This is a genomic window from Caldalkalibacillus mannanilyticus JCM 10596 (assembly GCF_000615945.1).
GTDB classification, from domain to species: domain Bacteria; phylum Bacillota; class Bacilli; order Caldalkalibacillales; family JCM-10596; genus Bacillus_AT; species Bacillus_AT mannanilyticus.
Genome location: NZ_BAMO01000022.1, coordinates 1 through 14,331 on the forward strand (window position 1 = coordinate 1; position 14,331 = coordinate 14,331).

Sequence of the window (14,331 nt, forward strand, 5' to 3'; positions counted from 1 at the left end):
GGTGGCTACCAGATGGAACGTTAGAGTATCTAGGCAGAATGGATCATCAAGTGAAGATCCGCGGATATCGGATTGAGCTAGGTGAGATACAGAATCATTTAGTCCAACTAGAGGGAATAGAAGAGGCATTTGTCACTGTTCGCGAGGAACAGGACGGTCACAAAGCACTTTGTGCTTATTTTAGCGCAGCACAGGCTGTGGATTTGACTGAAATTCGTGAGCAATTATCTAAAGAATTACCCTCGTATATGGTTCCTGCCTATTTTGTTCAAGTAGAGCAAATGCCATTGACTGCCAATGGCAAGGTAGATCGAAAGGCTCTTCCTGATCCAAGTGAAAGTATGCAGTTAGGGACAGAGCTTGTCGCTCCCCGTAATGAAGCGGAGGAAGTGTTGGTCAGGATATGGCAAGATGTATTGGGTGCGAAACAAATTGGCATCAAACATCACTTCTTTGAACTTGGGGGAGATTCAATCAAAGCGATTCAAGTCGCTTCACGATTAAATCAAGCTGGCTATAAGTTAGAAATAAAAGATTTGTTTAAGCATCCCAGAATCGCTGATTTAAGTGCCCTTCTTCAGCCCTTGACGATACGTAGTGAACAAGGAGTGGTGCAAGGGGATGTGTTCCTAACCCCTATTCAGAAATGGTTTTTTGAACAACAATTCGCGGAACAGCATCATTGGAATCAGTCTGTGATGTTAGCTCGCAAAGAAGGTTTCGATGAAAAACTTATTCGACAGGTTTTCCAGCGAATTACGGAACATCATGATGCTTTACGAATGGTATTTCGATCTGTGGAAGACGAGTGGAGGGGATGGAATCGAGGGCTAGATGATGGAGCCGTCTTTGATCTAGAGGTATTCGATGTTACTAGGGAGCCTGCACAGGAGGAAGAACTGAAAACATTCATAGAGCAGAAGGTAAATGAGATTCAACGTTCGATTGATCTATCTACAGGTCCATTAGTGAAGCTTGGTTTGTTTCATACACCAGCTGGCGATCATTTATTAATTGTCATTCATCATCTTGTTGTTGATGGACTTTCCTGGAGAATTTTATTTGAAGATATTGCTACAGCATATGGGCAAGCTTCTACTGGTTCAGATATCGCATTACCTGCGAAAACAGACTCTGTTCAATACTGGTCTGCGCAGCTTCAGGCTTACGCATCCCATGCAGAGTTACAAAAAGAACGAGCCTATTGGCAAGCGATTGAAGCAAATTCAAAAGACATCCAATTACCGAGAGACTTTATCTCTTCTGAGCTTTCACTAGTCAAAGATTGTCAGCAAGTGAGCATATCGTTAGATCAAGTGGAAACACAACAATTATTAAGAGAAGCTAATAAGGCATTTAATACAGAAATAAATGATTTGCTGTTAACTGCGCTAGGACTAACGATTGCCGAATGGTCTAAATCAGAACAAATTGTGATCCATTTAGAGGGACATGGACGGGAACCTATAGTAAAGGATATGGATATCAATCGAACGGTCGGTTGGTTTACAACTCAATATCCAGTGCTGTTGGAGTTAAGTGATGAGGAGCTTGATCAACAGATTATTAGAGTGAAAGAAAGATTACACCAGATACCGAATAAAGGGATCGGTTATGGCATTCTTACCTATCTGAGCGATTCCTTCGAACAACTAGATGATAGAACGCCTAGCGATGTGAAAAAGCCCGAAATCAGCTTTAATTATCTTGGGCAATTTGATCAAGATTTACCTGCCTCCAATATCAGTATGTCTATGTATTCGAGCGGGACTTCCATGAGTCCACGTAGTCAAAGCCTAGCTCATCTTAATGTCAATGGACTTGTCGTTAATCAGGAACTGCACATGACCTTTGATTATAGTACTAAAGAGTACAAACACGAAACCATTGAGCGCTTAGCTCAGCAATTTAAAAAGCACCTGCTTAACATGATGATGTATTGTCTGAAACAGGAGAAAACAACTTTTACCCCATGTGATATGGTTTATCAGAAGCTCACATTAGAACAATTTAATGCATTGCGCCAAGAAGTTTCGAAAGTTGGAAATTTGGAGAATCTCTATCCGTTAAGCCCGATGCAACAAGGGATGTTTTTTCATACTCAAGCAGATCCAGATTCTGTTGTCTATTTTGAGCAAATCTCGTTTGATATTGAAGGAGATTTTGAACCAAGCCTTTTTGAGAGAAGTGTTCAATATCTTATGGAGCGTCATGAGATTTTACGAACGGTATTTAGCATCTATTTTGATCAACCGTTACAGATTGTATTAGAGGACCAACAGCTTGCGTTTACTTATCAAAACCTGATTGAATTAAATTCAGCTGATCAAAAGAGAAGCATGAATGAATATAAGGCACTGGACAGGGTCAGAGGTTTTGAGCTTTCGCAAGGTCCTTTGATTCGAATCGCTCTTTTTCAGACGGATAGTAAACAGTTCCATCTACTGTGGAGCTTCCACCATATTCTAATGGATGGCTGGTGTATTCCCATCCTTCTGAGAGAAGTATGCCAGGTTTATCAGCTTCTATTAGAAGATGAGCCGTTATCCCTGCCTCATATCGCTCCATATAGCGATTATATTGAGTGGTTAACAGAACAAAATAGGCAAGAGGCAATCGAATATTGGAAAAAGTATTTAGCTGATTATGAGCAAAGGGTGGATTTACCTCTAAAAAAACAAAAACAAGGAAACGAATATGTATTAGAGCATTTGGAATTTTCTCTTGGGGAAGAAATGACAGCAAAGCTAAACCAAATGGCAAGAACACACAAGGTTACAATAAACATATTATTGCAAACTGCATGGGGAGTCTTACTCCAAAAATATAATCATTGTCAGGATGTTGTGTTTGGCAGCGTTGTTTCAGGAAGACCTTCTGAGATTCAAGGAATAGAAGAGATGCTGGGTCTGTTTATTAACACCATTCCAGTAAGAATCAGAGTGTCGGAGGGAGATACTTTTGAGCAAAGTGTTCTGAGGAATCAAGAGCATGCCTTGAATTCGGCTGCCTATGATTTTTATCCTTTGTACGACATCCAAAGTGAAACAGGTGTACATCGCGATTTTGTAAATCATCTTATGGTTTTTGAAAACTATCCTGTAGATCAACAGCTTGGACAGATGGAAGAATTCTATCAACTTCCTTTTCAGATGAGCAATATTGAAGCCTTTGAACAAACAAATTATGATTTCAATTTGGTCATTATTCCAGGAAACTCTATTCAAGTAAGATTCAAATATAATGCTAGGGTGTATGAGCAAGAAAATATGAACAGAATTCAAACACACTTCCTTCATGTTCTTCAACAAGTGCTGAGTCAGCCTTCGATTGAGGTAGGGGATGTCGCTATTCTTACAGAAACAGAAAAAGAGAAGCTATACGTGGCCTTGAACGATACACAGACAAATTATCCTAAAGATAAGACGTTGCATCAGTTATTTGAAGAACAAGTAGAATTGACTCCAGAGAATATCGCTATTGAATATGAAAAACAAGTTATAACCTATAGAGAACTGAATAATATAGCCAATCAGATGGCTCTAGTCCTACGGGAGAAGGGTGTTCAGAGAAATGACATTGTCGCTGTATTATTTGACCGTTCAATAGAAATGATGGTTTCATTGCTTGCTATTTTAAAAGCAGGCGGAGCTTATATGCCCATCGATCCAAATTATCCTGAAGAACGAATCTCTTATATGCTAGATGATAGTCAAGCAAAATGGATGGTGACAACGAGGAAGAGAGCGTCTGTCTGCTCTACTAAGATCACACTCTTAATCGTAGAGGATATGCTACTCAATAAGAGGGAAATGACAAGCAATCCTCCGCATATCAATGTTTCTAGTGATTTGGCAAATGTTATTTATACCTCTGGTTCAACTGGCAAGCCAAAAGGTAGCCTTATTTCTCATTTCAATGTCAGCCGAGTTGTTTTAAATACAAACTATATTCAAATTACTGAAGGAGATCACATTCTACATCTGTTGAATTACGCTTTTGATGGTTCAACATTTGATATCTATGGCGCTTTGTTAAATGGGGCAACTCTTGTTCTGGTATTGCATGATACGGTGTTGGATCACAAGAAATTAGCACAGTTGATCGCGCTGAAGGATCAAGCCATTTTATTGATGACAACTTCTCTGTTTAATACGTTTGTCGACATGGCTCCAGAAGGCTTAAGCCATGCCAAGAAAATCTTAGTGGGTGGAGAGAAAGTTTCCGTAGCCCATATGAAAAAAGCATGGCAATTTACAGGTCCAAATGTCCTAATCAATGTCTACGGACCAACAGAAAGCACTGTATTTGCGACAACGCATCCTATCAATGACATTGCGAGTGATGCGCTCTCTATTCCTATAGGTAAACCGATATCTAATACTGAAGTATTTATCGTAGATCCTCAAGGAGCGTTACTGCCCATTGGAATTCCAGGTGAATTATGCTTAGCTGGGGATGGGCTTGCCCAAGGTTACTTAAACAATCCAGCATTAACCGCCGAAAGATTTATCTCCCATCCGTTTGAACCAGAGAAAAGAATGTATCGTACAGGGGATAGGGCTCGATATCTACCAGATGGCACGATTGATTATATAGAACGCATGGATCAGCAAGTGAAAATACGAGGATATCGCATTGAATTAGGGGAAATCGAAGCACAGCTGTTGAAGATGAAAGAACTAAATCAAGCGACTGTGGTCGTCAGGGGAGAACAAGAGGGTCAGAAGTATTTAGCGGCGTACATCACTTCGGATAGGGATTTGGATATAGCTAAAATCAGAGAGGAACTTGCTAAGAGCCTGCCTTCTTACATGATCCCAGCTTATATGATCCAGCTAGATGAGCTTCCCCTAACACGAAATGGGAAGCTTGATCAAAAAGCTCTACCTGAGCCAACGAATATGCTTCAATCAACAGACTATGTGGCTCCAAGAAATGAAGGAGAAGAAAAACTAAGTATTCTGTGGCGAGAGGTTTTGGGCTTATCTGTAAACAATGATCAGGAACAGAGAAAAATTGGAATACATGATCATTTCTTTGAACTTGGAGGGCATTCCTTAAAGGCGACACTACTTGTGGCTAAAATCCATCGTGAATTTCAGGTTGAAGTGCAAATAAAGGATGTGTTCGAATATCCAACGCTAGAATTAATGGCAAGACATATTGCTCATTCCGATACAAAGCAGTTTTCATCCATTCAACCTGCTCAGAAGAAAGAATTCTACTCTCTTTCCTCTGCTCAAAAGCGGATCTACATTTTAAGTATGCTTGAAGGCGGCGATGTGAGCTATAATATGCCGGGTGCTCTAAAAATAGAAGGTAAACTAGACCAAGCTGCCTTCACAGAAGTGTGTAAGAAATTGATATCAAGACATGAAGCTTTCCGAACTTCATTTGATGTTGTCAATGGGGAGCCCATGCAAATGATACATTCAGATGTTTCGTTTGAAGTAGAGTTTGTTCAAGCAGAAGAGGAGCAGGTCGTTTCATTGATCAACGATTTTATTCGCCCTTTTGATCTAAGAACAGCGCCTTTATTTAGAGTTAAACTTGTTCAATTGGCTGAGGAATCATACGTTATGATTTTTGATATGCATCATGTTATTTCGGATGGAACTAGTATGAACATCTTAACCAAGGAATTTGCTGAGTTATATGCCGGACAGGTATTACCTGAATTGCGTATCCAATACAAGGACTATTCTGAGTGGCAGAATGGCTGGTTTATGAAAGAGGATATGCAACGACAGAAAGAATTTTGGCTGGATATGTTCTCCAAGCAACCTGCTTTATTAAATATGCCCTTGGATTATCCTAGACCTCCCATGCAAAGCTTTGAAGGGAAAACCATTTCTCTTACGATTGAACAAGAATTGAAAACAGAATTACAGCGAATGGCTACAGAAACAGGAACGACTCTTTATATGGTTTTGCTTTCCGCGTATAATGTTCTGCTGTCTACATACACGGGTCAAGAAGATGTAGTGGTAGGAACTCCCGTTGCAGGGAGAAATCATGCAGAAGTAATGAATGTAATAGGCATGTTTGTTAATACTTTGGCTCTGAGAAACTATCCAGAGGGAAAGAAAACATTCCTAGAGTTTCTGCATGAAGTGAAGGAAAGTACCTTGTCCGCCTTTGAACATCAGGATTACCCCTTTGAGGAGTTGGTTGAACACTTAGACTTAATGCGTGATATGAGCCGACACGCTTTGTTTGATACCATGTTCTCTATGCAGAACAGCCATGGGGAAGGAAGTGAACTGGCGGGCTTGTCCTTCCGTCCTTATGAGATGGAACAACAGGTTAGTAAATTTGATTTCACTTTACACGCTGAGGAAAGCAGTGACGGCGTAGAATTGACGCTAGAATATTGTCGAGCCTTATTTACAGAAGAAAAAATGGTGCGTTTTCTTCACCACTTTGTGCATATTCTGCATGAAATCACGCTTAATCCGGTTCAACGAATTTCTGAAATTTCCGTTCTAACAGAAGCAGAGAAGCATACCTTACTTGTTGAGTTTAACGATACACAAGCAGAATATCCGCAGGAAGTGACCTTCCATGCCTTATTTGAAGAACAGGTGCTTAGAACTCCAGATCAAGTTGCTGTACGTCTTGGAGAACAATGTCTAAGCTACAAGGAATTAAATGAACGGGCCAATCAGCTTGCTAGAGCGTTAAGAGAATATTGCATCCAGCCCAATGAAATGGTAGGAATCATGATGGAGCGTTCACTAGAGATGGTGATTGGTGTCATGGCCATACTAAAAGCAGGAGGAGCCTATCTGCCGCTTGATCCTTCGTATCCAGAGGAAAGATTCAATATATGCTAGCTAATAGTGAGACTAACATGCTTGTAAGTCATCGCGGGCTGACAGATTCTTTTGCTTTCGATCAGAAGGTTATAGATATAGAGAATGTAGAGATGCTTGAAAGGGATATAACGAACCTAGAACCTATTAATCATTCATCTGATTTAGTCTATGTAATCTATACATCTGGTACGACTGGAAAACCCAAAGGTGTCATGATTGAGCATCGCAGTTTTGTTAATGTTTCATATGCTTGGAAAAAAGAGCTTAAGCTAGATCATAAAAGGAAGCTTCTTCAAATGGCTAGCTTTTCATTTGATGTTTTTGCAGCGGATCTTTCAAGAGCATTATTGAGTGGAGGAGAATTAGTCATTTGCCCTGAAGAAGCTAGATTTGATGTTGGTGCTCTGTATTCCATAATGAAGGAATATAACATTAATATGATTGATCTGACGCCGGCGCTTGCCATTTCACTTATGAAATATATTGAGGAGCATCAGCTTGATATCACCTTCTTAGATACCTTGATTATTGGTTCAGATGCTTGCCCTGTAGAAGATTTTCGAAAAATCATCTCCAGATATGGGAAGCAGATAAGGGTACTAAATTGTTTTGGTGTGACAGAAGTAGCGGTTGAATCTAGTATTTATGAGGGTACATTAGAGGCTGATACGCTAAACGGAATGGTTCCTATAGGAAAACCAATTCAAAATACCCAAATTCTTATTGTGGATGCCTACGACAGGCTTCAGCCCATTGGTGTCGAGGGAGAATTGTGTATAGCAGGTGACGGTCTGGCAAGAGGATATCTCAATAAGCCAAACGAAACAAAAGAGAAATTCGTTGCCCATCCGTATGATCCTGAGAAAAAGATGTATCGAACGGGGGATTTAGCACGTTGGCTGGAAGATGGGACGATTGAATATTTAGGAAGGATGGATCAACAAGTAAAGATTCGCGGTTTTAGAATTGAACTAGCTGAGATAGAGTATACGTTGACAAAATACAACAAAGTCCAAGAGGCGGTCGTTGTAGCGAAAAAGGATCGGCTAGGCAACCATAGCTTGTGTGCTTATGTTGTAGCAGAGGACGAGGTAGCGATTAAAGAGTTAAGAGATTTTCTAACTCAGCAGCTACCAGACTACATGATCCCATCAGTCTTCATTAATTTAGAACAGATGCCAATGACTCCGAATGGAAAAATTGATCGAGCATGGCTATCACGTTCTGAGATAGAAGGGGAAGTGCTGACTGGTCAAGAGTATGTAGCTCCACGCAATGAAATCGAAGAAAAACTTGTGCAGATTTGGAGTGAGGTTTTGGGGTTACAGAGTTCTGAGGCACAAAGAGCCACTCTGCCTGTTGGCATTGAAGACTCGTTTTTTGAACTGGGAGGACATTCACTAAGAGCTACTTCTCTCTTGGCAAAAATTCACCAAGGCTTCAATGTATCTCTCTCGCTCAAGGATATGTTTAGATATACGACCATAAGAGAACAAGCAGAGCTGATTCAACAGTCAACCACTCAGTTATTCCGTTCGATTCCATCCGCAGCAGAGAAAGAATTTTACCCCGTTTCTTCTGCGCAAAAAAGGATGTATGTTCTAACCAACTTAGAGGGCGCAGAGTTAAGCTATAATATGCCCGGAGCGGTTGCGATTGATGGGAGAATAACTAGAGAAGGGATAGAAAACATCTTTACTTCTTTAGTAGCAAGACATGAAAGCTTACGGACCTCTTTTATGATTCAAGAGGGTGTACCTGTTCAACTCATTCATGAGCTTGTTGAGTTTTCTCTTGAATATATGGAGGTTCACTTACCAGCTATTGAAGTTAAGCAAGAACTGATTGAAGGATGGCTAAACGGCTTTATTCGTCCATTTGATTTAACCAAGGCTCCTTTATTCAGGGTCAAACTTGTAAGGATAAAAGAAGAGAAACATCTGTTACTTTTTGATATCCATCATATTATTTCAGATGGAACAACAATGGATATCTTATTACAAGAGTTTTCGGCATTATATCATGGACAGGTGCTCTCTCCATTACGCATCCAGTACAAGGACTATTCAGAATGGCAGAATCAGCTTTTCTATTCACAGGAAATGGATAAACAAAAAGAATTTTGGCAACAAACTTTTGCAGGTGAGCTCCCAGTTCTGCAATTGCCATTGGATTATCCAAGACCTCCTATTCAAAGCTTTGAGGGGGCACGCATTGTAAGCTCTATAAACCAAGAAAGGGCAGAACAACTCCAGCATGTAGCAAAAGAAACAGGTACCACTTTATATATGGTCTTACTGGCAGCGTATAATGTTTTATTAGCGAAGTATTCAGGACAGGAAGAGATCATCGTTGGTTCCCCTGTTGCCGGAAGAAACCATGCGGATCTTGAACATGTTATTGGCATGTTTGTCAATACTTTGGTGTTTCGTCATTATCCTCAGAAACATAAAACATTTGCTGCGTTTTTGGAGGAGGTAAAAGAGCAAGCACTATCTGCTTTTGAAAATCAAGATTATCCCTTCGAAGAGTTACTGCATCACGTGGAACTGACTCGTGATATCAGTCGCAATCCTTTATTTGATACGATGTTTGTCTTACAAAATACAGAGATGAGGACCTTAGAATTAGGTGGATTAAAGCTTAGCTCTGTAGATCTAGATCTCGATCTAAGTCGTTTTGATCTAACCTTAAATGTGATGGAAAGTGATGAAGGGATTAGCCTCAGCCTAGAATATGGTACGAAGCTATTTAGACGTGAAACAATGGAACGATTTATGGGACATTTTAAACAGATTCTAGAAGTGATCGTAGAAAATAGTTTTGTCCAATTGGGGGATATTCACTTCCTTAGTGAGAAGGAAACGCATCAATTACTCTACGACTTTAACAGAACAGAAGAAGCGTACCCAAGAGAGAAGAGCATAGCGGAACTATTCGAAGAGCAAGTAAGAGTAACCCCTCATCAGGCAGCTGTGATCTTCGGAGAACAAGCGTTAAGCTATGAGGAGCTGAATAGACGTGCTAACCAGCTGGCACGTAAACTGTGCCGAAACGGAGTTCAGCCCGATACGATCGTAGGAATCCTGATGGATCGTTCCCTAGAGATGATCATTGGGATCATGGGTGTCCTAAAAGCAGGAGGAGCCTATCTTCCTCTTGACCCAAGCTATCCCGCGGAGCGAATTCAGTACATGCTCCAAGACAGTGGGGTCGATATTGTATTAAGTCAACAAAGAGTGACCCACCTGATCAATTCCTTTGAATTTCAAGGAGAGGTGCTTCTGCTTGATCAGTTTGAATATGAAGGGGAAGAAGAGAGTAACCTCGAACCACAGGCAGGCGCTCAAGATTTGGCTTACTTGATCTATACCTCAGGATCTACAGGACAACCAAAAGGAGTGATGATTGAACATCGAGGAGTCGTCAATCTGCTACAAACGCAGAAAAAAGCCTTTGATCTGGGTCCAGAGAGTCGAGTGCTCCAGTTTGCTTCCTTCAGTTTTGACGCGTCCGTCTGGGAGATCTTTATGAGTCTATTAACAGGAGCTAGCTTATATCTGGAAGAGCAAGACCTTCTGCTTCCCGGTCCATCGTTCATCCGCTTAGTAAGAGAGAAACGGATTACGACACTGACGCTTCCACCAGCAGCCCTAGCCCTTTTACCTGAGGAGGAGCTTCCAGATCTACAAACTCTCATAGTAGCAGGAGAAGCTTGCTCCGGTGATCTTGCTCGAAGATGGGCGAGAGGAAGGCGCTTCTTTAACGCCTATGGACCAACCGAAGGAACCGTGTGTGCCAGTATGGCTCTATGTACGGAAGAACTTGTGGGCAATCCATCTATCGGTCGCCCGATTCTGAATAAACAAATCCTGATAGTAAGTGAGAATGGTCATTTGCAGCCAATTGGAGTAGCTGGAGAGCTATGCATCGCTGGAGAGGGATTGGCGAGAGGGTATTTAAATAAACCTGACATCACGAAGGAAAGGTTTGTCACTCACCCCTATGATCCGCAGAAACAGATGTATCGAACAGGGGATATAGCCCGCTGGCTCCCTGATGGAAGCATCGAATACTTAGGAAGAATGGATCATCAGGTGAAAATCAGGGGATACCGGATTGAATTGGGTGAAATTGAAAGCAAATTGTTAGCTCATCAGGAGATCCAAGAGGCGGTAGTAGAAGCCATGACCTATAACGAAAATCAACAAGACTTATGTGCCTACTTCACAGCGACACGTGAAATAAGTGTTTTTGAAATAAAGCAACATTTATCTGTGGCGTTGGCAAATTATATGATTCCGTCCCATTTTATTCAGGTAGAACAAATGCCTTTAACTCCAAATGGGAAGATAGACAGAAAAGCTCTGATGAAAACAGAACAAAACTGGCTGAGAGGAACAGAATATACGGCGCCAAGAAATGAAGCAGAAGAAAGGCTGGTCCAGATATGGCAGCGAGTGTTACTCATAGAGGATGAAGAAAGAATTGGCACAACCGATAGCTTTTTTTACCTAGGTGGCGATTCTCTTAAAGCCTTAAAATTGATTCATGAAATCAAAAATGAATTTGAGATTGCCTTATCCATTCAGAGTCTCTTTAATTCTCCAACCATAGCTGAGATAGCGGAGAATATGAGTCAGGAAATGTCTGACATGCCGACTTCAAATCATGAAATGGCAGCAACACAACGTGGATATATCTCCTTTACAGGGGTGGATTCTCAGAACATCTTTAGTTTTCCTCCGATTTTTGGTTATGGCGTCTATTATAAGGAGCTGGCACATTATTTGCGGAATGATGCCACTGTATATGCTTTTGATTTTATCGAAGAAGAGAATCGAATAGAGCAATATGTAGATAGAATGATAGAACTTCAGCAGGAGGGAAGCTTTATCGTCTTAGGTCATTCTGCTGGAGGGAATCTTGCTTTTGAAGTAGTCCAAGAGCTTGAAAAACGTGGACGTCACGTAGAGCAACTCATTCTTGTGGATTCTAGTACGACAGCAAGTATAGAACAAGCTGCTTTAGATGAAATGGAGGCCTACATGGATCAGTTAGTGGCAGCAGCAAGTGCAAGTAAGTATGGCCCTTTATTCACAGAAGAAGTAGGTACGGCTCTTAGAGTGAAGATCAAAGCTACCTAGATTACTTATCCCAACATAAGACGGAAAGCCCTATTCAAGCAAATATTGATCATGTCATTAGTGTTCAGGAAGAACAAGGTCTAGCGGAAGATTTGGATTGGTCAGCGTACACGAAAGGGAACTATCGTCAATATACAGGATACGGTACACACTATGAAATGCTTACAGAAAAGACAAAAGAGAATTCGGAGATTCTGCGAGAACTGATTCATAAGAGGAAGGTGAAAATATAAAGACAATAAGAAGAAGTTTGTGGTATTCAATTAAGAAATAGGAAATAAAAAATAGGAAAAGAGCCAGAACTCCTTAGTAGCAGGAGGTACTGACTCTTTTTCTGTCATTTTTAGCGCAAAATGATAATGGAATTATACATTTAAAGTAACATAAATAAAAGACGCGTAAGAATGTAGTATGCCATAAGAGCAAGCGCTGATTTTTTAATATCTTTTGGGAAAAGATATAAGTAAGCAAACATAAAGACAGCAAGATATATAAAGGTATGGCCCATTCCACTAATCCAACCATACACTGTGAGATTTAGAATGTTTAGGGGTATAGCGATAGCATATAAAGCACATGGCAATAGTAAAAGTGCACCAAATTTTTCGATTATAAAATCTAATGAAAACTTACTATTCTGTTTTGATAGTATTTGTTTAAAAGCAAAAATAGTAATAATAAAAATAAGGGCATAGCTGACGCCGTATGTAAAAGGGTTAGAAAAAGAAGAGAATTTAAGCATACTCAAGCTTGTTCTAGAAAGGATCGTTACTAAATTGTTTAGAAGTAATAATGTCACCAGCATAATGATTACTAATAAACCAGATGATTTTAATCCTTTGTACTGATTTTCAAGAATCTCGTCAGGACTCTTAAAAAAGCGTTTAGCGTACTCAAAAAAGTTCTTTGGGTTTTCTTTAAACTCTTTAAGTGTGCCTTGTAAATCCTCTTTAGATTGTTGCAAAAGATTGTTTTGTGATGTCTCAGAACTCGTTGTTTGGTTTTCCATGTTGTACCTCCAAATGTGATAGTATAAAGGCATAGTACGTTTAAGCATACAAAAAGTCAATATATTCGACAATAAGACTTATTTTTCGACATTGTGTAAAGGTTTCACGAAAAGTTGAGTTCATGCTATAGTAGAGGAATGAATACTATCTTTGAGGAGCAGATTGAATGAATATGCCAAACCAGGTTAACCGATTAAGATCTTTTATGTTTTTCTTTCATTCGACAGGAACCATTATTATAGGTTTTCTCCCTTTATTCCTGCAAGCTAAAGGGTTATCCAATTCAGAAATTGGCTGGATTTTGGCGATTGGACCTGCGGCAGCTATTCTTGCCCAGCCTTGTGGGGCTTTCTAAGTGACAAATATAAAAGCGTCAAAAGAATGCTTGTGATCTGTTTAGTCTTTATGATCTTATCCAGTATCCTTATGTTTTCGATGAATGCATTTATCACGTTCATGATGATCACTTTTATTTTCTTCTCCTTTATGAGTCCAGTAGCGGCACTAGCTGATAGCTTGGCACAAAAAACAGCCAATCAGCTTGGCGTTACCTTTGGCAGTATTAGGATGTGGGGAGCTGTAGGTTTTGCTCTCGCTTCCTTAGCCTGTGGGAAAATCTTAACGATTATTGGAATTAGCAATATCATGTATCCTTTTTTGTTTTTTGCCATTATTAGTCTGTTTCTTGGCTTTTTTGTTCAGGACGTACCCTTGTCTAGTAAGCCAGTCACCTTATTTAGTGCGCTTCATCTACTAAAAAATAAGCAACTCTTGCTCTTTTTAACTCTTATCACCTTTATATCTTTAACCCATCGAACAAATGATAATTTTATAGGGCTTCATATTAGCCATTTAGGCGGAGATGCTTCATTGATCGGTTGGGCTTGGTTTATCGCGGTTATCACCGAGGCTATTGTTTTTGCTCTAAGCTCCCTGTGGTTTAGACGTTTTAATGAGCTCACCTTTATTATTATTGCTGGTTTCTTTTACGTCCTCCGATTTATTGTAATTGCACAGGCAACCGATCCGATCCATGTTTTATATATTCAACCCCTACATGGAATCTGTTTTGGCTTGTTTTATACAGCGGCTTTTCAGTATATAACAAAAATTGTACCTGAAGAGCTTCAAGGAACAGGACATCTGTTATTCGTTTCTGTATCGTTTGGGGTTTCCGGTATAGTAGGGTCTTCTATTGGAGGAATGATTATGGAGGCAACCAGTGGCTCTGCTCTCTTTGCTGCCCTTGCCGGCTCAGCTCTCTTAGGGAGTATTGGAATTATTCTGTGTCAGAAGAAACTGACCAGTAACAGCTTATAGACAGAGAATGGGATGAGGAATAATTATTAAAAA

1 protein-coding gene and 2 pseudogenes are annotated in these 14,331 nt (G+C 40.2%); 2 read left to right on the forward strand and 1 reads right to left on the reverse strand.

Translation table 11 applies throughout. The features are described 5' to 3' along the window. Positions 1 to 11,968, forward strand: a pseudogene (locus JCM10596_RS31360) (amino acid adenylation domain-containing protein); the annotation flags it as partial. Positions 11,969 to 12,341: 373 nt separating this feature from the next. Here JCM10596_RS31360 and JCM10596_RS12770 read toward each other — a convergent pair. Next, positions 12,342 to 12,977, reverse strand: a complete 636-nt coding sequence (locus JCM10596_RS12770; protein ID WP_025027468.1) for a hypothetical protein — start codon at positions 12,975 to 12,977, stop codon at positions 12,342 to 12,344. Between the two features lie 206 nt (positions 12,978 to 13,183). Between JCM10596_RS12770 and JCM10596_RS25390 the strand changes: the two are divergent. Beyond that, positions 13,184 to 14,298, forward strand: a pseudogene (locus JCM10596_RS25390) (MFS transporter). The last annotated feature ends 33 nt before the right edge of the window (positions 14,299 to 14,331 follow it).